The organism is Endozoicomonas sp. ALD040 (assembly GCF_049275945.1).
Taxonomy (GTDB): domain Bacteria; phylum Pseudomonadota; class Gammaproteobacteria; order Pseudomonadales; family Endozoicomonadaceae; genus Endozoicomonas_A.
Genome location: NZ_CP184829.1, coordinates 7,056,342 through 7,082,469, shown reverse-complemented (window position 1 = coordinate 7,082,469; position 26,128 = coordinate 7,056,342). Strand labels below are relative to the sequence as shown.

6 protein-coding genes are annotated in these 26,128 nt (G+C 48.1%); 1 reads left to right on the top strand and 5 read right to left on the bottom strand.

Annotated features, from left to right (window positions below):
- From ACOJUN_RS25515 to ACOJUN_RS25505, 3 genes are all read right to left on the bottom strand, one after another.
- Positions 1 to 4,187, bottom strand: a 4,187-nt coding sequence (locus ACOJUN_RS25515) for a hypothetical protein (RefSeq protein WP_422134642.1), incomplete at its 3' end; no start/stop codon positions are given.
- Positions 4,184 to 9,079, bottom strand: a complete 4,896-nt coding sequence (locus ACOJUN_RS25510) for a hypothetical protein (protein WP_422134641.1) — start codon at positions 9,077 to 9,079, stop codon at positions 4,184 to 4,186. The genes ACOJUN_RS25515 and ACOJUN_RS25510, both read right to left, overlap by 4 nt.
- A gap of 272 nt (positions 9,080 to 9,351) precedes the next feature.
- Complete coding sequence (locus tag ACOJUN_RS25505) at positions 9,352 to 13,749, bottom strand: hypothetical protein (protein WP_422134640.1); 4,398 nt, start codon at positions 13,747 to 13,749, stop codon at positions 9,352 to 9,354.
- Positions 13,750 to 13,817: 68 nt separating this feature from the next.
- Here ACOJUN_RS25505 and ACOJUN_RS25500 point away from each other — a divergent pair, with 68 nt between their 5' ends.
- Entirely contained in the window at positions 13,818 to 14,003 is a 186-nt protein-coding gene (locus tag ACOJUN_RS25500) for a hypothetical protein (RefSeq protein WP_422134639.1), read from the top strand.
- A gap of 66 nt (positions 14,004 to 14,069) precedes the next feature.
- On the opposite strand, the gene ACOJUN_RS25495 is transcribed toward ACOJUN_RS25500, so the two are convergent.
- Positions 14,070 to 19,856, bottom strand: a complete 5,787-nt coding sequence (locus tag ACOJUN_RS25495; RefSeq protein WP_422134638.1) for a hypothetical protein — start codon at positions 19,854 to 19,856, stop codon at positions 14,070 to 14,072.
- Positions 19,857 to 19,927: 71 nt separating this feature from the next.
- The gene (locus ACOJUN_RS25490) at positions 19,928 to 26,053 is read right to left on the bottom strand and encodes a hypothetical protein (protein WP_422134637.1); all 6,126 of its coding nucleotides are present in this window, start codon (positions 26,051 to 26,053) and stop codon (positions 19,928 to 19,930) included.
- Between the last annotated feature and the right edge of the window lie 75 nt (positions 26,054 to 26,128).

Below are 26,128 nucleotides of genomic sequence, written 5' to 3'. Positions count from 1 at the left end.
ACATTCAAAGGCCAATCTGCAACAGGTTCGGAAGGGCATTCCGGGAAGTTTGTTTTCAAACTCGTGAAGAATTCCACAATTCGACTGGCCTGACCGAACGTCAGATCATCTCCAGCCAACGCCTGCAAGCGAATTGGCGCAAATTCATCGTCAAAATTGAGCTTTTTAAGGAGGTGTATTTTCTCAGGGTTTTTTGCTGCTAATTCTGCCAGACCCAATGCGGCTTGCAGAGCTTGTTTCTTGAGAGGGTGCTGTTCCATGAAGGTGTGCATATCGGTCAGAACTTTTAACTGCCCCGGCGTGTACTGGCAGTGACTACCCTCATTTTCGAGAGCTTTCTCTTTAGCCCCCAGGGCTTCCTCTGCAGCCACCAGGGCTTCCTTTAACCTCTCAATATCTGCTTGCCTGGTTTCAATCTCCTCTTCCAGGCGGGCCTGTTCCTGAGCCAGTTGTTGGATATAGCCGCCAGTACCATCATCACCGCCCAGCTCTGCCTGCCTGTTTCTCAGGGCATTAACCCGGTATTCATTGGTGTCAGTGGTGTCTGGTTTAAGACCGATGAGTCTTTCCATCGAGCCAAGACAGGCTTCATGAAGATCCGTCAGGTCCTCTTCTGCTTTTGCTACAGCCTTACTTTTCTGCTCCAGGGCTTTATTCAGCTGAACTATTTCTTTCTTGTATACGGTTTCAGTCTTCTCATCGGTGTTTTCAAAACGCTTGATTTCCTCTTTCTTAAGTTCCAGATTCTCTCGTGCATTTCTCTCTTCAAGCAGTGCACTGGTCACCTGCCTGTTTTTCTTGTCGTGACGACGCAGGAATTGCCTGACTTGAATGTACTTTGCCTTGGCCAGAGGCAGTTCACCCAATGGTTCAGCAACTTTATCATCTTGGTCTTGATCATTATTATCTGGATTGCTCCGAAAGATAAAAAAGTAATCATCATCTTCCCGAAAACTTTCGACATCTCCTTTCATCTCGAGGTTCGTATTTGTTTTGGCTCCCAGTTGCTCAAGGATTTCATTCCGTGTCGCTTTACTGTACCTCCCCAGGAAATGCATGATGTCCTCAATTCGCCCAGCAGGTCTTTGTTCATCACCTGCAGCCAGGCCAAGGCCGGTCTGCAATTGTTTCATTGCCTTAGTTAAAAGCGTGTCGTCTTCATCGGAGATATGTTGGACGTCAGCACGGTTCCCCGCAAATAACACATTTTTGCCACGAATTTCATTCAGTTTGCGATGAACATCAGTCAGCTCGCTTTCAGCTTCTTTTAATGCTCGACTGGTCATGGCCAGATCACGATCAAAGACGAATCGAGGCTTAGGTCCCAGGCGCGCCATTTGCCTGTCAAGCTCTTCATTAATGGCTGCGATACGCTCATGAACGTCGGGCTGATCTACTTTTAAAACGATTTCATGCAGATATTGGAGAGTTTCTTTAATGAGATTGGACTGAACATCCACAGCGGCATCGTCTTTATAGTTCCCAATGCCAAGGCGATGGGCAATCTCGTTATTTCTGGTTCTTATAATACCTTCGTTATCGTAGAGTTCGTCTAGCTGATAAATCAGTGCCTGAATTTTGGCTGCCATAACTTCCTTCTGTTCATTCAGGCTGGCATCTTTTTCAAATTCTATTTCTAGAGCATCGGCCAGTGTAGCAATGAAAGTCTGGCTTGCTTTTTTAGCAGCAACGTTTTTACTTGTGTCGATACCCAGCTCGTCTTCTAGAGTTTCAAGCATCCTTGTCTGTTGATGTAAGGCTCGATGACCGGCGCCTTCGATATAAAAGACAAGACGCTTACCAAGCCTCCGAATTTTATCTTTCCAGTATTCGTTCTCAGGTATGAAGTCTTCTTGCCTGAAGGCATGCTCTATATGATCCAGTTTTTTTTCGGTGATGTCATCGCTGACAAGTTTTGTAAGAATTCTGTGAAGTCGTTTTTCGTTGTGATCGCCTTCATTGACCTCGATCCCGAGGATTCCTTCGGCGTTTTTCAGTAACTCCAGTGCCTCTTCCTCTGTCCGCTGTCTGGCTTTTGTGATGAATGTCTGAATTTCTTCAGAAATGGCCTGACGACGACTGTACTCATCGTCTTCTCTATCGAGGACATCCATGTCCAGGGCTGCTTCCAGAGCACTCAGTTTATGAAGTACTTCAGGCTTTAATTCGGGGGGATTTTCCACACCTGCAAGTCTGTCGACCCCGCGCCTAGTGTCTTCTGACAGTACCTGACGGTCTTCTAACGTGTTGCGTTCACTCAGTGCAAGACTAAGAACCTCCCTCACGGAATCTTTCCTTAATTTGACGAAAGCTTCGTCCTCAGTGACTTGAGCATTCAGGGTCTGAATGCTCTGAATCAGGCGCTCTTGTTGAGCGTCAATATCTGCATTGCTATCAAAATCCTGAATGTTTAAATGTTCGGCAAGAGCTGCAAAGCGGGCTCTGATTTCAGCTGATTTTTCAGTCTCTGTGCTGGTGCTTTGTTGCCTCTCTGTCACCAGTGCCAGTTTCTCCGGGTCGGACAGGTCTGTCTGTTGTTGCCGATACTGTTGAATGGAGTGAGCGTTGGCAACCGCTCTGTGCATGTCGTTAATTTTCTCCAGGAGACGAATGGCTTGCTCATCCGGTGACCAGGTATCATCCCAGTCATCTATGCCAAGCAGTATTGCCATTTCAGAGTTGTAAACACTTCTGGCATCACGGACTAGTTGTTCCGGCTGGTCGTTGACCTCAGTCAGCTGTCGGTCCATGTTGTTGGCGGAACTGACGACAGTGGGTATATAGCTCAGCATCTTCTGAACAGAATGCGGGTCAGTCAGAAGATCTCTGAGTACAGGTTTGAAGCTGAAGTGTTTTAAGAGTTGATCCTGCATCCAGGTTGGCGTGATCACTGACGAAGCAGCTTTGATGTGTTCCAGTGTGAACTCAAATTTATGTGTTTGATCCGGAGTCGCACTGCTCAATGCCTGCTGCAGAGATTCATAGTTGGCAAGCGCAAGCGCCGTCAATTTATCTTCCTGTGCAAGCGTCATTTGATCTTTGTTAACTCCGGCTTCGTGCCGTACAACAAACTCTTCCAGTACTGCCAACTGCCTGCTTCGAATGACGTATCGGTAGCTATTGACCTTATGTTCTTGAATCTCTGTTGTTACTTTATGAACGGGGTCATTACCCTCAGCTTCTTTCAGGAGGTTATTGAAGGTTTCTACAAAAGCGATATCGGTCGCGCTCTGTTTCTGACCATGGAAAACAATAACCTCTCCGGGGGCCTCGGTCACTTCGAGTTTTGGATAACCGGCAGGCACAGAGTAAGTCTGCATGTTATCCTCGACGTGTACTATATATCCGACGGGTTTATGGTATGACAGCAGCTTGTTGAGAGCTTCCTGTTGTAACTCTCCTGCCAGTACATGAACCTGTATATAGGCAGAGGTGGCCGCCGCCAGGAGAACCTCATCATTGACAAAGAGCGATTGTCCCAGACGCTCCGGTTCTGGAGGCCGTTCACCCCCCGAGATAAGCCGCATGAAGGTACGCCCACTGACATCAACCTTGTCTACTTCAATAGTGGCAAGGGCAACATAGTGATCACTCGAGCCGAGGTTTCCTGCCCTCTCATCAACGCTTTCCAGCACTGCTAACATCTGTGTGGGTCTGGCGATTTTCGTTAAAGGTTCCAGGGATTTCATGTCAGCCCATTGAGAAAGAACCATCTCAACAGAGTCCTGATCGGTCATTCCGCCTCTGACTTCAATGACCAGTTTCTTTTCTTCAAGGTTATGGCTGAACCTGAAGACTCCCTCATCTCCCACCTTGAGGACTTTGGTGTATTTCTGAGCAACGTCATTCTCGCCGGTTTCAAACAGATCAACACTGGAAACATGACAATCGAAATCAGAAAGAATGTCTGTAAAGCCTCCGGCAGGGCTGACATAGCCCACTCTGAGTCCAGAGAAATCAGGATCAGGGTAGGTAGTTGTAAAGGATTTAGGTATTGGCTGCTGGTTATCATCTAAAGTTGGCCGAACTATGACCTCACTTTGGGTAAACTCCACATGTCGGTCGCCCTGAATATCAACAGATTTTGTCTGCAACCTGCGGTCGGCCAGTGCCTGTGTAGCAATGATGGAAGAATTGATTGCAATCGCCATTGCGAGGCTTAATGCACTGGGGTAAGCATTTGTCATTCTACTACCTCTAACAAAGCATCCAAAGTGTAGGAGTAAGGAATACTTTCTGCATGGGAGAATGACCATTTCGGCACATTTTCCCTGAAGTATTTCTCCCAGCCATTGTCAAACGGCTTCATGGTGCGATCCCGGCGTTCTCGGAACTGCAAATAGTTTTCGTGTCGAGTCCAGCCATGCATCGTGTTGTTTGCTTTAACACGGTTTGCATATTCTTCATCGGTTTCATTGAAGCGTTGAGGCGTGGCAATAGCCGAACGTTTCACATATTCATCGTCGGTTTCGCCGATGCCTCGCCAGCGATTTATCCTGTCAATACTCCGGCCCAGAGGTCCGCCCAGCCATTGAGTGAGCATCTTGTTGTCGTTCATAAAGAAGTCGAAAGTAAGACTCGATGCCAGTGCGAATCCGAATGTTTGAGCATAGGTAAACCCGGATACAAGGCCGTGAACGTATGCTCCGATAGTGGCTACTGGACCGAGCACCAGACCGGCTGTAGCAGAGGCCAGTTGTTTTACTTTTTGCGGTGTCAGCCTGTGCACCAGTGGCACCTGAACCCCTTGCCCGGAACCCATGGATTTCACTGTTTCGGGTACCAGGCGGGAAATGCTGCGATATCTGTAAGGATTGGCGTTGCGCTGTCTGGCAAAGAGCATGGAGCCGGTTCTTAGCAGAATGACTGAGGAAGCGGCTTTAGCCAATGGCATGGCCAGTCCGCCCACTTCAGAGACTTGTTCAACTGCACTGTGGCAGGCATATTGAACGGTTCGGTCAAGATCAACACCATAGCGTTCCAGCCAATGCTGGAAAGGTGTCAATATCCTGTGCGTATAATCGCCCCTGTTGGTCAGATCCAGAAGATAGAGGAACGACATATTCAAGAGGTGCAGTTCGGCAGCCTGCCGGGCACTGTAGGTCACCAGCAGGGGTTTGTAGTTGGAAAAGTACCAGGTCACAGCCTGTATCAGGAAGGCTGAAGGTTTGACCCAGTAATCCTTTAGCTGCTGCTCAACCGCTGCGGCATGAGCCTGCATCAAGTTGTCATGGATAGTCTGGATCAGTTCTGATTCAGATATTCCGGCAGCATTGGCATAAGGTGTCAGGGTATCCTGAACATGAGTCAGGAAAGCTGCCGTCCTGCGGCCATTGTCAAAGGCAATATCGTCAAGAACATAGTTGGCGATGACTGCAGCAGCGTACTCTTTCATGCCGGTAACAGACTCTTTCAGAGCCGTCGGGTCAGCCCCGGTCACAGGAGTAATGGCACTCTCTATGAATTTCTCAACGTCTTTGTCAGACAGCATCCGTAAGGCGGCCTTGAAGTGAGTCAACTGGACGCCGTGTTTGTAGCCAAGGAAGTGTTCAAATTCATCCACTGTCTTATAATTATCGACTCTCCTGATGGCCTTTATGTAGTTCTCAAGTTCAACCTTGCTGATCAGGCCTTCATGCAGCAGAGCCATGATCTTTTTACCGCTGGCAGAATGTCTGGCGAAGTATTCCGTGAAGCTATTCAGGTCACCTGATTTATGATCAACGTAGTGAATGGCGGTTTTGCCCATGTTGTGAATTTCTTCGTCGTATTGTTCAGGCCCTTTCTGTATCTCATTCCTGGCCCTTTGCACCAGCGACCGGATTTTTTCCAGAACATTCTGTGACTGATCCTCCATAAGCTCGGGAGAAGGTTCCGGGAAGCTGGTTTTAAAGCTCCTGAAAACGGCCACAATCCGGCTGGCCTGGGCAAACGTCAGTTCATCGCCGACCAGTCCCTGCAAGCGAACCGGTGCCAATTCATTGTCAAAATCGAAACTCGTAAGGCAGGGTATTGCCTTACCGCTTTTTGCTGCTGATTGTGCCAGACCCATTGCGGCTTCCAGAGCCTGTTTCCTGAGAGAGTGCTGCTGCACGAAGGCGTGCATATCGGCCCGAACTTTTTCCTGTCTTGGCGTGAACTGGAAGGGGCCGCCGTCATTTTCGATGGCTTCCACTGCAGACTTCAGGACTTCTTTCATTCTCTCAACGTCTGCTTTTCTGGCTTCAACTTCAGCTTCCAGGCGGGTCTTTTCCTGAGTCAGTTGCTGGCTCATCTTGCTGCCAGTACCACCATTACCGCCCGCTTGTGTCTGTCTTTTTCCCGGGGCCTTAACCGGTTGTTCACTGCTATCAGTAGTGTCCAGTTCAAGATCCACGGCTTCTTCAATGGTGCTAAGAGTGGGTTGTTGCGAGATACGTCGGAGGTAGGCACGGGTCCCGGTAAATACAAGTTGTTTGATGCGCATAACATCCAGTTTTTGATGAGCAGTTTTCAGCTCATTTTCAGCTTCTTCCAATAAGCGCCTGGCTGTGGCTAACTCACGATCAAGAGCGTATCGGGGTTTAGATCCCAGGCGAGCCATTTGCTTGTCAAGCTCGTCCTCTATAGCCGCAATGCGCTCATTAACATCAAGCTTGCCCGCCCCGAGAACTTCTTTACGCAGCTGTGTGAGTTTTTCTTTAATAAGACTGATCTGGTCGTCAATAGTGGCATGATCCTGATAGTCTTCAATGTTGAGTTGATGGGCTATTTCATTGTTTCTGTCTCTTTTGATACTTTCATTTTCATAGACATCTGAGACTTCATCAGTGAGTGCCCAAACTTTGGCTAATAGAATATGCTTCTTGTCAGAGAGGTTGATATCCTTTTCAAACTCCACCTGCAGATCATTGGCCAGTCTGGCAGTCAGAGTCTTGCCTTTTTCTATAGCGGCATCGCTTTTATAAGGGTAGATCTCCAGCTCATCTTCTACAGACGAAAGATAATAGGTCTGTTGTTCTTTGGCTCGTTGTTCCCATTCTTCGACTTTAAAAGTAAGACGCCCATGAATCGAGTTGAGTCTGACATCCCTTCCTTCCAGATCTTCCGGGGCTGTGCTGAAATCCTCCCAGAGGATTTTGTCCATCTTATCCAGGTCGTCAGCTGAGACATCTCCGCTATCAAGCCTTTTATAAACCCTCTCAAGTCTTGCTGCTTGGTCATCACCTTCATTGATTTCGATGTTGAACATTTTTTCTATGCTTGCCAGTATGTTCAGGGCCTTTTCCTCTGAACGCTCTCTGGCTTCTCTGATGTATTTCTGTATGTCTTCAGAAATGATCTGTTGATGGAGATACTCATCGTCTTCACAACTGAGGCGGTCGTCCTCAAGGGCTCTTACCACGGCTTTCAGTTTATTGAGTACTTCAGGCCTGGCTTTGCGGTGGCCTGGGGTTTGGGTTATTGTTTCTTCCGGCTTTTCAAGCTCATTCCCGTCTTCCCAACAGGGACTTCGTGCTTTCTGTTTTTCCTTATCACCGGCGTCGGCTCTTTCCGTTTCGTGCTGCAACTGACTTTTAAGCTGGGAGAGCCTGGCCTCTGAGATCTGTAGCTGTTCTCGCCTGCTGTCCAGTTTAATATGCTCTTTGGCCATGTCACTCAGGACTTTGGCAGCAAACTGTTCGTCTTCGTAAAAAAAATCGGCCATTAAATGGGAGTAGACAGGTATGGTATTGAGAATATTCTGAACAAAATGCTGGTTAGTCAGAAGATTTCTAAGTGCGGGTTTGAAACTGAAGTGCTCTGAGAGTTGAATCTTCAACCAGGTTGGCGTCATGACCGACGAAGCAATTCTGAAGTGTTCCAGTGCGAACTGAAATCCCTCTGCCTGATCTGAAGTAGCACTGGTCAATGCCTGCTGGAGAGATTCGTAGTAGGCCAGCGTAATCAGTTGACTTTCGTCAAGGTCGGCAGCAGCCAACTGAGCAGCAATCTTTTCCAGCACTGCTATCTGCCTGCTTCGAATGACGTACTGATAGCTTTTGACTTTATGTTTATTAACCCGGGCTGTTGCAGGAGCCGGGTGATTAGCCCCAGTTTGTGCCTGGGGTTTATAGAGGTTTTCTACAAAAGCGACATCATCCGGACTCTGCATCTGACCATGAAAAACAATCACTTCCCCCGGAGCTTCTGTCACTTCCAACTTTGGATAACCGGCAGGCACAGGATAAACCTGTGTGTCATCCTCGACGTGTACAACATATCCGACGGGTTTGCTGTGTGCCAGCAGTTCATTAAGCGCCTCCTGTTGTAAATCCTCCTGCAGGACATGAACCTGAATATAGGCAGAGGTAGCTGCTGCCAGGAGAACATCATCATTGACAAAGAGTGATTGACCCAGACGTTGCAGTTCAGGAGGCTTATTACCTGCGACGAGAGGACGCATGAAGGTACGCCTGTTCACTTCAACTTCTTCTACTTCGATGGTGGCAAGGGGTACGTAGTGATCACTCGCGCCGAGCTTTCCTGCCCTGATACTGGCTGCTTCGAGCACATTAGCCAGTCTTCCGGGCCCGGCAATTTTCGTCAGCGGTTCTAATGGTTCGATGCCAGGAAAACGATCACGCACAGTCTCAAGGGTGTCCTGATCGGTCATTCCGCCTCTGACTTCAATGACCAGTTCTTTTTCGTTAAGGCTATGGGTGAACTTGAAGACTTCCTCATCACCTACCTTCAGGACTTTGGTGTATTTCTGAGCAACATCATTCTCGCCTGTTGCAAACAGGTCGACGCTGGAAACGTCAGCACTGATGGCAGAAAGAATGTTTGTAAAGCCATCAGAAGGAACGATATAGCCCTCTCTGGCTGGCGTCAGATCCGGGTAGGTGGTGGTAAAGGATTTGGGTATTGGCTGCCGGTCTTCAGCTAAAGTTGGCTGAACCCTGACCTCACTCCGGGTAAACTCCACTTGTCCATCTTTCACAATATCGATAGATTTTGTCAGCAGCCTGCGCTCGGCCATTGCCTGTGTAACGATAATGGAAGAGCTGACTGCAAGGGCCACAGCAAGACTGAATGCATTACGGCGGGCATCTGTCATTCTATTACCTCAGAGCTGAGTACCGTGAAAAGCGATTTTCACACCGGGAGAGGTAGCGATTTTTAATCGCTCAAGGCTGTCAATCGCTCAAGGCTGTCAATCCTTCATGGTTGTGGCGGTAAGCTGTTGAGTGAATTTAGTTCACAGTGGCAAATACGTTAAGCTGGTGAGTGAATTTAGCCGATAGCCCATTCTGAAAGAAACCAGTATGTAGTCCCTGATACTGGTTCCATTTGGATAGTTATGAAGGGGGCATCCACTGGTTTCTGATATCAAAGTTCGTCGCGGGTATTCTTGTCATGATCGAACTTCTCAACCTTGTGATCAGTCAGCGCTGCTTTTGGCTCGAAGAAGGCACCCAGCGTGTAAGAGTAAGGAATACTTTCTGAGTGGGAGAATGACCATTTAGGCACATTTTCCCTGAAGTATTTCTCCCAGCCATCGGCAAACAGCTTCATGGTACGATCCCGGCGTTCACGGAACTGCAGGTAATTTTCGTAACGCGTCCAGCCATGCATTCTGTTGCTCGCTTTAACACGATTCGTATAGGCGGCATCGGTTTCATTGAAGTGCTGAGGCGAGGCAATAGCGGTACGTTGCACATATTCATCCTGCGTTTCACCCAGGCCTGTCCAGCGATTCATCTTGTCAAGACTACGACCCAGAGGCCCACCCAGCCATTGACTAAGCATCTTGTTGTCGTTCATAAAAAAGTCGAAAGTCAGACTCGACGCCAGCGTGAGTCCGAAGGTTTGGGCGAAGGTAAACCCGGATACAAGGCCGTGGACGTATGCACCGACAGTGGCTACCGGACCCAGCACCAGACCGGCGGTGGCAGAAGCCAGAGTTTTTACTTTTTGTGGTGTCGCTCTGTGTAGCAGCGGAATCTGAACTCCCTGTCCTGAGCCCATGGATTTCACTATTTCAGGCACCAGACGGGAAATACTGCGATACCTATGAGGATTGGCATTGTGCTGTCGGGCAAATAACATGGAGCCGGTTTTCAGCAGAATGACTGAGGCTGCGGCTTTACCCAATGGCATGGCCAGTCCGCCCACTTCAGAGATTTTTTCAATCCTGCCGTGGCAGGCATATTGTCCGGTTCGGTCAAGATCTACACCGTATCGTTCCAACCAGTGCTGGAAAGGTGTGAGCATTCTGTGCAGATAATCACCCCTGTTGGTCAGGTCCAGCAGATAGAGGAATGACATGTTTGCAAGGGACTGCGTGGTAGCCTGCGAGGCGGGATGAGTCACCAGTAGTGGTTTGTAGCTGGAGTAGTACCAGGTCACTGCCTGCAGCAGGAAGGCTGAAGGCTTGAGCCAGTAATCATTGAGCTGCTGCTCAACTGCGGCAGCATGAGCCTGCATCAATGTGCCATGGATAGTCTGGATCAGTTCTGATTCAGATATTCCGGCCGCATTGGCGTGAGGTGTCAGGGTATCCTGAAGATGGGTCAGGAAAGCTGCTGTCCTGCGGCCATTGTCAAAGGCAATATCGTCAAGAATGTAGTTGGCAATGACCGCAGCTGCGTACTCCTTCGTGCCGGTAACAGACTCTTTCATACCTGCCGGAGCGGTTGCGGTCACAGGAGTGAGGGCAGTCTGTATGAATTCCTCGATACCTTTTTCTGACAGCATCTGGATAACGGATTTGAACTCAGCCACCCCCATGTCGTGTTTATGGCCAAGGAAGTGCTCAAATTCCTGCTCAATCTCGTAACCGCCGACATCTCTGGCGGCCTTCATGTAGTTTTCAAGTTCAACCTTGCTGATCAGTCCTTCATGGAGCAAAGTGATGATCTTGTTGCCACTGGCAGAACGGGCAGAGAAGTATTCCATGAAGCTTTTCAGATCTTCTGGCTCATGTTCAACGTAATGAATGGCTGCTGAGTTCATGTCCAGAATTTCATCGTCGTATAGCTGTGTGTCTTTTCTGGCATGGCTGAAAGAATCTGTCTGAGCATCAAAATCCTGCATGCCTGAGTGTGCGGCAACCGGTGTTGGGGTAACCGGTGTTGCGACAACCGGTGTTGGGGCAATCGATGTTGGGGCAATCGATGCCGGGGTAACAGGTTGACTGATTTCATGAATGTTCTGGTGGCTGAGTCTGGCTTGTTTTTCTGGTGGCTGGGTACCATCCCGGTTATTAATACCAAGCTTTGCCGCCATTTGATTGATGTAATCTTGACTGATTTCTTCTACAGCGACACTAATTACTCTTTTCATAGGTGGGATTCGATCGGTTTGCTCCTGAAGACTCTTTAACCAGTTTCTCCGTTCTGTCATTTCTTTTGCCATCTGAAGGCCCTGTAACCTGATGTGTTGATGAATGGCCTGGCAACGGATTTCCGGGTCCTTTTCGATATCCGGAACCAGACCGAGCTGAACTTCAATGTGAGCCAGCTTCTTATGGATTATCCGATCGGTTAGTTCTTTCTTTTGTTGCAGGTATTGTTTAAAGGACTGAAGGATACGCAGGTCACCTTTATTGACCGAAGTTATATCTCGCTTGCCTTCTGTGGCCGGTGTTTTTGCTTTTACAGCTTCTTCATCAGGCTTAACTTCAAAGACAGCCAGTCTTTTCGGGACTTTCTCGTTGGTTACTTGTATGTCTTGTTGCAGCAGTTGTCGAATGAACTGAAGGTAACCCAGACCGTTTTCATCGATCGAAACAATACTGCACTCGCCTTCATTGGCTACCGCTTTTGCTTTGACAGCTTCTTCATCAGACTGCCCTGTTACGGTAAATAGTGCGGCAACCAATTGGTTGATTTTGAGCACTTTTTTTTTGATGAGTCGGTCTTGTTCTGTAAATGGCTGGATATCATCCCAGTCATCAATACCAAGCTCTGCCGCCATTTGAGCGTTGCGAGCTGTTGTCAGGTCAAAACGCATTTGTTGTTTCTGCTCTGGAAATCGTTCAACTTCCGGCTGAAGTTTCTGTAACAGGTTGTTCTGTTGTTGCTGCTCATAACGAAGCTGCATAAGCTCTTCATCAATTCGTTTTTTGAGTTGAGCTATTCTGAGATGTTCTTTTTCACTGGTAGTGGTTTTTTCTATTTTAAACAGCACTTGCCGTCTAAGATGGGTGAGACCGTATTCTTTTAACAGCAATATTTTCTGATTGTTTTCCGTCTCAATTATCTGTCTGGTAGTCTCGCTTCCGACCTTGAAAACAAGCTTTTTTTTAGTCTCAGGAGTATCACCCAGCTCTTGGTTGATACGATTGTAAGCAGGCATCAGGTCATGAATGTCCTGAATAAAGCGCTGGTTATTCAGAAGATTTTCAAGTGCAGGTTTAAAGCTGAAGTTTTTTTCGAGTTGATTAAACATCAAGGCAGTCGTGAAGGCCGACGAAGTGACCCTAATCTGTCCTATTGAGAGGTCGAATTCATCTGCTCTATCTTGCATAGCAACGATCAACGCTTGCTGAAGATATTCATAGTATAAAAGCGTCGTCAGTTGCTGCTTGTATGAAAGCATTGACAGTTGCTTATTGATGGCAAGTGTCGTTTTTCCACCTTTGGCAGGTTCAGGATTGTGCTGTTCAGCTATCCTCTCCAGCAGTGCCATCTGCTTGCTTCGAATGATGTTTTCGTAGCTTTTGACTTTGTCTTTTTTAACTCGTGTTATTGCTTCAGATGGGGGGGAACTGCAGTCATGCCATTGCAACCAGATGTCATATAGAAACTCTACAAAAGCGACATCAGCCGGGTTCTGCTTCTGACCATGGAAAACAATAATCTCTCCCTGAGCCTCAGTCACTTCCAGTTTTGGACAATTCTCAGGCACAGCATAAGCCTGTGTGTCATCCTCGACGTGTACGACGTATCCAACGGGTTTATGGAATGATAACAGATCGTTCAGAGCTTCCTGTTGTAATTCTTTTCCCAGAACATGAACCTGGGTATAGGCAGAGGAAGCTGCTGCTAAAAGTGCTTCATCATTGATAAAGAGCGTTTGACCCAGACGCTGCAGCCCGGGAGGTTGATCGCCGACAGCGACAAGACGCATGAAGGTACGCCCATTCACTTCAACCCGGTCTACTTCAACTGTGGCAAGGGCAACATAGTCATCAACTTCGCCAAGCTTTCCTGCTCTTCCATGGGCCCCCTTCAGCACTGCAGCCAGTTGTTCGGGGCTGGCGATTTTTGTTAACGGATCTAATGGTTGAATGTCACCTGACTGAGTTCGAACAGCCTCAATTGAGCCCTGATCGGTCATTCCGTTTCTGACTTCAATGACCAGTTTCTTTTCTGCAAGGTTATGGATGAACCTGAAGACCCCCTCATCACCCACCTTCAGGACTTTGGTGTATTTCCGGGCAGCGTCATTCTTGCCTGTTTCAAACTGATCAACGCTGGAAACGCCGCCATCAATGCCGGGAAGAACATCCGTGAAGCACTCATAAGGAAAATGATAGCCCGTTACGGTCTCAGTCTGGTAAGGGTAGATGGTTGTGAAAGATTTGGGTATTGGCTGCCGGTCGTCACCTACCGTTGGCTGAACTATGACCTCGCGCTGGGTAAACTCCAGAGGTATTTTGGCATAAATACCGACAGATCTTGTCTGCAGTCGGCGTTCGGCCATTGCCTGTGCAGTAATGATGGAAGAGCTGATTGCAACGGCCACTGCAAGTCTTAACGCATTGGGGCGAACATTTGTCATTCTACTACCTCAGAGCTGCCAAACGCTCATGGCTGTTCTGTTAAACTGTTGAGTGAATTTAGTTCAGGATGGCAAAGTTGGATATTCCCGGTTTCACTCCCGTCATTCCCGGTTTCACTCCCGTCATTCCCGCGAAGGCGGGAATCCACACTGACTCACCACCAGAACCATACTGCCTGGTTCCCCTGGCCTCGTCATTCCCGAGAAGGCAGAGATTCACCGTTGGCGCTGGATTCCCGCCTTCGCGGGAATGACGACCTTAGAGCATGAGAACGAGCTGTTGGAGTTTTGCGACACCCGCCTTCGCGGGAATGACGACCTCAGAGTGACTCGAAGAAGACACCCAGAGTGTAGGAGTAAGGAATACTTTCTGTATGAGAGAACGACCATTTAGGTACATTTTCCCTGAAGTATTTCTCCCAGCCATCCGCAAACAGTTTTATGGTGCGATCACGGCGTTCACGAAATTGCAGATAATTTTCGTGTCGCGTCCAGCCATACATCCTGTTGTTTGCTTTAACGCGGCTTGCATACTCTTCATCGGTTTCACTGAAGCCTTGAGGTGATGCAATAGCGGTACGTTTTAAATACGCATTGTCCGTTTCGCCAAGACCCCGCCAGCGATTAATTTTGTCAAGACTGCGTCCAAGAGGTCCAGCCAGCCATTGAGTGAGCATCTTGTTGTCGTTCATAAAAAAGTCGAAAGTGAGACTCGACGCCAGGGCGAATCCGAAGGTTTGGGCATAGGTGAACCCGGATATAAGACCATGGGCGTATGCTCCGACAGTGGCTACCGGACCCAGCACAAGCCCGGCGGTGGCAGAAGCCAGAGTTTTTACTTTTTGTGGTTTCACTCTGTGTAGCAGCGGTACCTGAACCCCTTGTCCGGAACCCATGGATTTCACTATTTCGGGCACCAGACGGGAAATACTGCGATACCTCCGGGGGTTGGCGTTGTGCTGTCTGGCAAACAGCATAGAGCCGGTTTTCAGCAGAATGACTGAGGATGCAGCTTTACCTAATGGCATGGCCAGTCCGCCCACTTCAGAGATTTGTTCAATGCTACTGTGATAGGCATATTGGCCGGTTCGGTCAAGATCAACTCGGTAGCGTTCCAGCCAGTACTGGAAAGGTGTGAGCATTCTGTGCAGATAATCCCCCCTGTTGGTCAGGTCCAGCAAATAGAGGAACGCCATGTTTGAGAGGGACAGCGTGGTAGCCTGTGAGGCGGTATGAGTCGCCAGTAACGGTTTGTAGCTGGAGAAGTACCAGGCGACAGCCTGTACCAGGAAGGCAGAAGGTTTGACCCAGTAATCCTTTAGCTGCTGCTCAACCGCTGCGGCATGGGCCTGCATCAATGCGTTATGGATAACCTTGATCAGGTCTGATTCAGACAGGTCGGCAGCATTGGCATAAGGTGTCAGGGTATCCTGAACATGGCTCAGGAAAGCTGCTGTCCTGCGGCCATTATCAAAGGCAATATCGTCAAGCACGTAGTTGGCGATGACTGCCGCTGCGTACTCTTGCATGCCGACAACCGATTCTTTCATTCCCGCCGGACCGGATGCCATTACGGTCACAGGCATAAAGGCACGCTGCATAAGTGCCTCAGCACCCTCATCGGACAGTTTCCAGACATGGCTCTCGAACTCAGACAATCTGACGCCATGTTGGTAACCAAGAAAGTGTTTAAATTCATCCACTGTCTGATAACTGTCGATTCTTTTGACGGCTTTTATGTAGTTCTCAAGTTCAACCTTGCTGATCAGACCTTCACGCAGCAGAGTGATGATCTTGTTACCAGTGGCAGAATGGCTGGCGAAGTATTCCGAGAAGCCTTTCAGGTCAACCGGTTCATGCTCGACGGAGTGAATACCTGCTGAGCCTGTTCTTTTAATCAGGTCGTCGTATTGTTGAGCCCCTGTTTTTATCTCATTCCGTGCTCTTTGAACCAGATTCTGAATTTTTTCCAGGATATTCACGTGCCGATCTTCTGAAGGCTCTGAGGGGTTTACCGGAAAGTATCTCTTCAGACTTTTGAAGAATTCCACTACCCGGCTGGCCTGGTCAAACGTCAGATCTTTGCCAACCTCTGCCTGCAAGAGGATGGTTGCAAATTCATCGTCAAAATCGAAACCCTTGAGATATACCAGCCTCTTGCTGTTTGCTGCAAATATTTCCAGGCCTATTGCGACTTCTAGAGCCTGTTTCCTGAGAGGGTGCTGCTGCATGAATGTGTGGATGGCGTCCAGAACTTTTACCTGTTTCGGTGTGTACTGGAAGGGGCCACCGTCATTTTCGACCGTTTTCTCCGCAATCGCCAGGACTACTTTCAGTCTATCAATGTCTGCTTTCCTGGTTTCAATCTCAGCTTCCAACTGAACCTGAAGGTCAGTGAGGCTCCCTTCACACAACTTCTGATCGCGACGAAGAATAGCCAGTTTTAACTTCAGCACACTTTCAACCCATTCTATTTCCTCTCTGGCGCTGGCCACCTCACGATCAAGAACATATCGGGGCTTAGGTCCCAGGCGGGCCATTTGCCTGTCAAGCTCATTCTCAATGACGGCTACACGCTCATAAATGTCAGGCTCACCCGCCTTAAAAACTTCAACATCCAACTGTCGGAGTTTTTCATCAATCAGATCGGTCTGGAGGTCGATAATGGCATCATCTTGATAGTCTTTAATGTTGAGTTGATGAGCCATTTCATTGTTCCAGGCTCTTTTGGCAACTTCATCATCATAGTTTTTGTGAACTTGATTCAGTAATTCACGGATTTTTGCTCTCAGAACAGACTTCTGGCGACGCAGCAGGCTGACATGGTTTTCTGCAAAGGTTACCTCCAGGTCACTGGCTAGTTTTGCAGTCAATGCCAGACCTCTTTCTTTAGCTGCAACGTTTTGATCAGAGCAGATTTTCAGTTTGCGTTCTGCATCGGTAAGATCAGGATAATAGCCATATCCTTCAATGGCTCGCTTATCGACCTCTTCGACTTTATAGGTAAGACACCTGCGAAGCATATCAAGCCATTTTGGCCGCCTTTTTTTCCCACGAGAAAAAGTAATATGGGCATCAGGGCTTTCAGGTTCGGGATCCTCTTTGAAGTACACAAGCTCAAAGGCCACACGCAGGTTGTCTGTCTGCCAGATATTTTGTAGCTTATCCCGCATGTAATCCGGGATATTATCGTCATTGAGCCTTGCACGAACCCTGGCAAGTCTTGCTGCATTGTCGTCATCTTCATCGATTTCGATGTTAAATACTTCTTCTATGGCTTCCAGCAGGTCCTCAGCTTTTTCCTCTGCCCACTCTCTTGATTTTGTGATGAATTCCTGCATTTCTTCAGAAATAGACTGGCGACGGAGATACACATCGTCGTTTTGATTGGGGTCATGTATCTCCATGGCTTCTTCTACGTCACTCAATATCTTGAGTACTTCAGGCATGGCTCTGGGGTGGCCTGGTGTTCTGATGTCTTCCAGTTGTTCTTCCAGCTCTTTAATTCTGGAGAGCTTGTCTCTTATTGTCGACTCCAGGATGGCGCGGTTGTCCAGTGTGGTGTCTTCCCCAGAGTGTGCTGTTGCAGCAGTTGATGTTGCGGCAACCATCGTTGCGGCAACCGCTGTTGAGCTAACCGGCGCTGTGCTAACCGGCGTTGGGGCAATTGATGTTGTGGTAACCGGTTGCCTGATTTCATGAATTTTCTGGTTGATAAGCCTGGCTTTTTTTTCTGGTGGCCGGGTATTGTCCTGGTCATCAATACCGGGGTCCTCTGTCGTTTGAGCATTGAGAGCTTTTATGGCATCTGCTCTGGCATCATGAGTTTGTTGTTTCGGCGCTGTAATTCGATCGGTTATCTGCTGAAGTTTTTGTAACGGGTTTTTCTGTTCTTCCTGCTCTTGTCGATTCTGATCAGGTTGTTGAATGAGCTTAATCGCCTTCTCGTGAAGGTACTGCAGAATTTCCTGGTGACGGGCTTCCAGGTCGTTTTCGCTTTTCGGAGTCAGACCGAACTCTTCTTCAATTTCAGCCAGCCGAATCTCTTCATCGATGGGGTCTGTATTCCGTTGCAGATGTCGTTGCATATACTGAAAGAGGGCTCCCTGATCGATTTCATCGCTCAGGATAGGACCAAAACGGCCTTTAATGGCTGCATATGTTACTTTTACAGCTTCTTCATAAAACGGTCCTTTTCCAGTAATTGCTGCGACCCCCGTCTGATGGATTTGATCAATTCTTTTTTCGATGCATCTGGCTTGTTCTTCGAGTGGTTGGGTATCATCCCAGTCATCAATACCCAGTTCTACTGCCCTTCGGCTGTTGTAAGTTTTTCTGGCCTCTTCTCTGGCATCACAAAGTTGTTGTTCCAGCTTTGGCGTTCGTTTGATTTCCTGCTGAAGTTTATTTAACTGGTTTTGCAGTTCTCCTATCGCTTTTCGGGTCTCTGCAAGCCCATTCTCAATTCCCTGATTGAGCACAATTGCTAAGGGTTTTTCCGTTTCGGTGGCAGCGTCTTTCTCCGTGGCGTGTTTTAAGTGGACTCTAAGCTGGATCATTTGTCTTTCTTGTGTCTGCTGGGCTTCCAGTTGGCTTTCCACCTCAATCAGCTGTCTGGAAATATCTCTCATGACTTTGGAAGTAAACTTTTCCAAGTCCCCGGGAACATCGGTCTGTGCCTGATCGGTATGACTGCCATCCGGTATCACTTTCAGAATATTCTGAATAAATAACGGGTTAGTCAGAAGATTTCCAAGTGCAGGCTTGAAGCTGAAGTGTTTTTCGAGTTGATTATGAATCCAGGTTGGCGTGACGACCGATGAAGTGACCTCGATGTGTCCTATTGTGAGTTCAAATTCATCCACTCCATCCGAAGTAGCACTGGTTAACAATGCCTGTTGGAGATATTCATAGTATGACAGTGTTCTCAGTTCATCTTCGTAAGCAAGCGTCGTTTGTCCACCTCCGTCAGGTCTAGCATTGTGCCTTGCAGCTAACTCTTCCAGCAGTGCCATCTGCCTGCTTCGAATGGTGTACTGGTAGCTTTTGACCTTGTCTTTTTTAACCTTTACTGCTGTTTCAGAGGAGGAGGTGCAGGCAAATCCTTTCGCCCAGGTGTCGTAAAGGCCATCCACAAATGCGATATCGGCCGGATTATGTTTCTGACCATGGAACACAATAGTTTCACCCGGAGCCTCAGTCACTTCCAGTTTCGGATAACCAGCAGGCACCGGATAAACCTTTGTGTCATCCTCAACGTTGACAACATAGCCGACGGGTGGATGATATGAAAACAGATCATTCAGGGCTTCCTGTTGTAAATCTTTCCCCAGAACATGAACCTGGGTATAAGCAGAGGTGGCTGCCGCGAAAAGTGCCTCATCATTGACAAAGAGCGATTGACCCAGGCGCTGCAACCCTGGAGGCTCATCGCCCGCTGCGATAAGACGCATGAAGGTGCGCCCGTTCACTTTCACGTCATCTACTTCAATGGTGGCAAGGGCAACATAATGATTAACTTCGCCAAGGTTTCCTGCTCTTTCATTCGCGCCTCTGAGTAATCCGGTCAGTTGTTGTGGGCTGGCGATTTTTGTTAACGGTTCTAATGGTTGGATATCACCTGATTGCGCACGAACAGCCGCAATTGAATCCAGAAGGGTCATTCCGTTTCTGACTTCAATGACCAGTTTGTCGTCTTCAAGGTTATGGCTGAACCTGAATACCCCCTCATTGCCAACCTTCAGGACTTTGGTGTACTTCAGAGCAGCATAATTTTCGTCTGTTTCAAACTCGTCAACACTGGAAACGCTGCCCTCAATGCCAGAAAGCACATCCGTGAAACCTTCAGAAGGAACCCTATAGCCTGCTCTTGCCCGAGTCAGATCAGGGTAGGTGGTTGTAAAGGATTTGGGTATAGGCTGCTGGTCATTCCCCAAAGTTGGCTTAACTATGATCTCACTCTGGGTAAATTCCACATGTCCAGTGCCCTGAATATCGACAGACCTGACTTGTAACCTGCGATCGGCCACTGCCTGTGTAGCAGCAATGGAAGAGCTGATTGCAATTGCCACTGCAAGTCTTAATGAATTGGGGCGGGCATTTGTCATTCTGCTGCCTCAGAGCTGGGTACTCTTATTACCGTGAAAAGTGATTGCCACAACCGGAGTGAAAGCAGCTTTCAATCAGGGTGGTCTGCCGGGGCGGCAAGTGGAAAGCTTGATTGAGGAGCATTTCTCTTGTCATGACCCTGAACTTTCTGATCATCGCCCTGTTGCTGCTCATAGAAGGCACCCAGAGTGTAGGAGTAAGGAATACTTTCTGCATGAGAAAATGACCATTTAGGCACTTTTTCCCTGAAGTATTTCTCCCAGCCATTCTCAAACAGTTTCATGGTGCGATCACGGCGTTCACGGAACTGCAGATAATTTTCGTGCAGAGTCCAGCCATGCATGGTGTTATTTGCCTTGACTCGGCTTGCGTACTCTTCATCGGTTTCAACATAGCGCTGAGGTGTGGCAATGGCCGTACGTTTCACATAATCGTCCTGCGTTTCACCGACGCCTCGCCAGCGATTAATCCTGTCAAGGCTACGACCCAGAGGTCCACCCAGCCATTGAGTGAGCATCTTGTTGTCGTTCATAAAAAAGTCGTAAGTGAGACTCGATGCCAGAGCGAAGCCGAAGGTTTGAGCGTAGGTAAACCCGGATACCAGACCGTGAACGTATGCTCCGACAGTGGCTACCGGACCCAGCACCAGACCGGCTGTGGCAGAGGCCAGAGTTTTCACTTTTTGTGGTGTCACCCTGTTCAGCAGCGGCACCTGAAACCCTTGTCCGGAGCCCATGGATTTCACTATTTCGGGTACCAGACGGGAAAGGCTGCGATACATGAGGGGGTTGGCGTTGTACTGTCTGGCAAACAGCATAGAGCCGGTTCTCAGCAGAATGACTGAGGAAGCGGCCTTGCCCAATGGCATTGTCAGCCCTGCGACTTCAGAGACTTGTTCAATGTCATTGTGTTCGGAATATTGGAAGGTTCGGTCAAGATCAATACCGTAGTGTTGCAACCAGTGCTGGAAAGGTGTCAGCATCCTGTGCAGGTAATCCCCCCTGTTGGTCAGATCCAGAAGATAGAGTAACGACATGTTTGAGAGGGAGAGTAAGTTAGCCTGCCAGGCGTTATGGGCTACCAGTAGTGGTTTGTAGCTCGAGAAGTACCAGGTAAAAGCCTGTACCAGAGCGGCTGAAGGTTTGACCCAGTAATCATTGAGTTGCTGTTCAACCGCTGCAGCATGAGCCTGCTTCAAGGTGCCATGAATAACCCGGATCAGTTCTGATTCAGATATTCCGGCAGCATTGGCGTAAGGTGTCAGGGTGTCCTTAACATTGGTCAGGAAAGCTGCCGTCCTGCTGCCATTGTCAAAAGCAATATCGTCAAGAACATAGTTGGCGATGACTGCAGCAGCGTACTCTGTCATGTCGGCAACCGACGCTTTCATAGCCACCGGGCCAGTTGCTGTCACAGGCGTAAAGGCATCCCGCATGAATTCCCTGGCAGCCGTGTCGGACAGCATCTGGACGGCATCTTTGAAGTGAGGCACATTGACGCCGTGCTTGTAGCCAAGGAAGTGCTCAAATTCTGCCACTGTCTGATAACCATAGGCGCCCCTGATGGCCTTGAAGTAGTTCTCAAGTTCAACCTGACTGATCAGACCTTCACGCAGCAGAGCTATGATCTTGTTGCCGGTGGCAGAATGGGTAGCGAAGTATTCCGAGAAGCTGCTTTTCAGGTCTTCTGGTTCACGCTCGACGAAGTGAATGCTTGCTAAGCCGATGGCGTAAATATCGTCATCGTATTCTGGTGCTCCTGTTTCCATCTCATGCTTGGCCCTGTGTACCAGATTCTGGACTTCTTCCAGAATATTCATAGGCTGATCTTCTGCAGGCTGGGAAGGGGAGGGCAGGTAATCCCTCTTCAGGGCCTTGAAGACTTCCACAATCCGACTGGCTTGTTTAAACGTTAAGTCTCCGACCAGTGTCTGCAAGTGAATGGGCGCCAATTCATCGTCAAAATTGAAATCCGGAAGATGGGGTATTGTCTTACCGTTTATTACTGCCAGACCCATTGCGGCTTGCAGAGCTTGTCGTTTGAGAGGTTGTTGCCACGTGAATGTCTGGATAGCGTCCAGAACTTTTGCCTGCTTCGGCGTGTACTGGAAGGGACCGCCTTGATTTTTGACGGCTTTCCGGGCAGCCTCCAGGGAAGCCTTCGCTCTTTCAATGTCTGCTTTCCTGGTTGCAATTTCATCATTCAGGGAGGCCCTTTTCTGAATCAGTTGCCAGACCTTGCCGCTGATAACGTTTTCACTGCCCAGTTGTAACTGTCTGTTTCTCAGGGCATCAATCCGTTGTTCCAGGGGTGCAGTAGCGTCTGGTTTAAGACCCACGGCTTCTTCGACGGTTTCAAGAGCTGTTTTATGATAATCCGTTAGAGCGACTTCTGCTTTTGATACAGCTTCACTTTTCTGCTTCAGGGCTGAACCTGGATCCATGTCTCCAGAATGGATAATCTCCTGTCTTTTAGCAACCAGACCCTCCTGCGCATTCCCCTCTTCAAGCCGGGCATTGGTCAATTCCATACTTTTCCTGTCGTGCTCATTCAGGAATACTGTGACATCATCGTACTTTTTCCTGATTAAACTCTGTTCATCAAATACCTCATCGATTTCATCGATTGCTTTGTGAATAATCCTGTCTCTATAATTGCTGTCAGAATGAATGGAGGAATAAGCTTGTTTCAGTAAAATGGTGTCATCTGTTGTCTGAGTTTCATGATCTATTCTGGCTTTCACTTTCTGAGCGATTTCATCTCGACTTCCTTTGAAACTCCGCAGGAAATGTTTTACGGTTTTTTTTCGCTCTAACAGGAAGTGCTTGAAGTCCTTTGCTCGCTCTTCAAGGGTTTGCTCATCACTTGTAGTCTGACCCCACTCGACCTGAAGTTGTTTTATTGCCTGATTGAGAGCTTCTTTTTCTTCATCCAAGATTCCTTGGCGGACAACAGGGTTCAAGCTAAGCAAAAGCTGTGTGACATCAATAGCATCCCGTTTTTGATAAGCAGACCCCAGCTCACTTTTAGCTTTTTCTACTGCTTGCTCGGCTCTGGCTACCGCACGATCAAGAACGTGTCGGGGTTTTGGTCCCAGCCGGGCCATTTGCCTGTCAAGCTCATTCTCAATGGCCGTGATATGCTCATTAACCTCAGCAAAACCTGCCTGGTATACTTTTTGATCCAGCTGTTGCAGTTTTTTACTGATTAGAACGTTTTGGTCTTCTATGGTGGCGTCATCTTTATAGTCGTCAATGTTGAGTTGATGAGCAATTTCATTGTTTCTGTTTCTTCTGACATCCCCATGGACATAGGCTTCGTCAACTTCGTCCATTAATGCCATAATTTTTTCGCTAATTTGATACTTGTTGTAAGTCATGTGAGCATCGTTTTCATATTTCACCCCCAGATCATTGGCCAGCCTGGCAAGGAAGGCTTTACCCTTTTCTATAGCCTCATTTTTTACAACGGAGTCGACCTGCAGTTTCTCTTCTATTGCTATAAGCAGCTTTTTCTGTTGTCTTCTGGCTTGCCTGTCCGGCTCCTGGACATGAAAAGTAAGACGCCGATGAAGCTTCTCGCGTTGCAGATCCCTTTGGTCGGCAGGTGTGATGTCTTCTTTGCAGAGGGTTTGCTCTATGGTATCCAGAGTGGCTTGCGAAACACCATTGTTGTCAAGTTTTGTACAAACCCTTTCAAGTCGGATTGCTTTGTCATCAGCTTCGTTGACATTGATCTTGAGTATTTCTTCTGCGGTTTTCAGAGCAACCAGCGCTTGTTGCTCTGCCCTCTGGCTGGTTTCTGCAATGTATGTCTGAATTTTCTCAGAAATGGCATCACGACGGAGGTACTCACCATCGTTTTCATCAACGTCATTTATCTCAAGGACATTTTCTACGGATCTCAGTGTCTCGAGTACTTCAGGCCTGGCTCTGGGGTGGCCAGGGGTTATGATGTCTTGCAGTTCTGCTTCCAGTTCTGCAAGCCTGTGGAGCTCGAAGTTTACCCTTGATTCCAGTGTCTTCCGGTCTTCTGGCGTGCTGTCTTCACTCAGCTCAATACCAGAAACGGCTACCAGAGCAGCTTTTCTGGCCCTGGTGTAAGAATTCTCTATATCCAATTGATCATTCAATGTCTCAACTATTTGCAGCAGGCTTTTTTGTTGCGCAGCCATTGTCTCGATTTTATCAAGCAGGCATTCCAGCTGAACGTCAATATCTGCATTGCCATCAAAATCCTGAATGTTTAAATGTTCGGCAAGGGTTGCAAAGCGAGCTTTGGTTGCCGCTATTTTTTCGGCTTCAGCCGCCAGACTGGGTTCTACAGTTTCTTGCTGACGCGGTTCTGTTGCGACAACTGCTGCGAAGATGTCATTAATTCTTTCTATGATGCGTCTGGTTTGCTCTTCTAGTGGCAGGGAATCATCCCAGTCACCTATGCCAAGCTTTGCTGCTTTTTCAGAATTGTAAACATTTCTGGCATTATGAAATTGTTGTTCCAGAGCTGGAAGTCGTTTACTTTCCTGCCGAAGTTTCTGTTCCTGGTCTTTCAGGGATGCCAGTTTGAAACGGAGCTTTTCAAGCTCATCATTGATTCGTACCTTGATTTCCAGTGCTTCGAATTTTTCCTTTACTCCAGCAACCTGCGTATCCACTGCATGCTGCAACTCATTGTTGATCTCCAGGATTTTGGCTTCTTTTATATGTAGCTCCTCCATTAAGTTGTACATTTCAGGCAGCTGTCTGGCCATGTCGCTAATGACTTTGGTAGCAAACGGGTCGTCACCTGGAATATCAAGCTGCTCTTTGTTAATCACATTGACAACAGGTATTAACGTCCAAAAAGAGAGATGATCAGCCAGAAGATTTTTAAGTACGGGCTTGAAGCCGAAGTGTTTTTCGAGTTGAAAATGCAACCAGGATGACGTGATGACAGACGAAGCGGCTGTGATCTGTTCTAATGCGAATTCAAATTGAGAGGCACTATCGGGAGTAGCACTGGTTAATGCCTGCTGGAGATATTCATAGTATGCAAGCATCGCCATTGGATACCGGCTAAATTCACCATCGTGATGTTCGTATTTTGCAGCCATCTCCTCCAGCACTGCCATCTGCCTGCTCCGAATGATGTACTGGTAGTATCTGGTTTCATAGCTTTTAACCTGTGCTTTTATTGCATCAGGCAGGTTTTTACCATCAGCTTCTCGCCAGAATTTAAGGAGGGTTTCTATAAAAGCGACATTGGTCGGATACTGTGAATAACTCTTGAACACAATAACCTCCCCCGGCGCTTCTGTTACTTCCAGCTTTGGATAGCCGACAGGTACAGGGTAAGCCCGCGTGTCATCTTCGACGTGCACAACATATCCGACCGGTTTGCTGTGTGCTAACAGTTCATTAAGAGCCTGCTGTTGTATATCCCGTTCCAGTACATGAACCTGAAAATAGGCAGAGGTGGCGGCTGCCAGCAAAACATCATCATTGACAAAGAGTGACTGACCCAGACGCTGCAGATCAGGAGGGGAATCGCCTGCAGCGACAAGACGCATGAAGGTGCGCCCATTCACTGCAACCTTGTCTACTTCAATGGTGGCAAGGGCAACATAATGATCACTTGTGCCGAGTTTTCCTGCCCTGTTTCCGGCAGCTACGAGCACTTCGTCCAGTATGTAGGGTGAGGCAGTTTTTGTTAAGGGTTCCAGTGATTCGAAGCCTTCCATTTGCTCAAGCACAGCGGCAACTGAATCCCGATCGGTCATTCCGGCCCTGACTTCAATGACCAGTTCTTCTTCTTCAAGGTTATGGGTGAACCTGAAGACGCCCTCATCACCCACCTTCAGGGTTCTGGTGTATTTCTGAGCAACGCTATTCTTATCTGTTTCAAACAGATCAACAATGGAAACGCCCTCGTTGATGCCAGGAAGAACGCCTATAAAAGTAGGAAAGATATAGTCGTCACTGAAATGAGACATATCAGGGTAGGTGGTGGTAAAGGATTTAGGTATTGGCTGCTGGTTATCATCAAGAGTTGGTTTAACTATGACATTACTCCGGTAGAGCTGCACTTGTCCATTGTCCTGAATACCGACAAACTTTGTCTGAAGTCTGCGTGTCGCCAGTGCCTGTGTTGCCATGATGGAAGAGCCGATGGCAATGGCCACTGCAAGGGTTAATGCACGGGGGCGGGCATTTGTCATCCGGATACCTCAGCGCTGGGTAGAAAGTTTGATTGAGGGGGCGTTTCTCTCATTACCCTGTCGCCATTCGCAGAA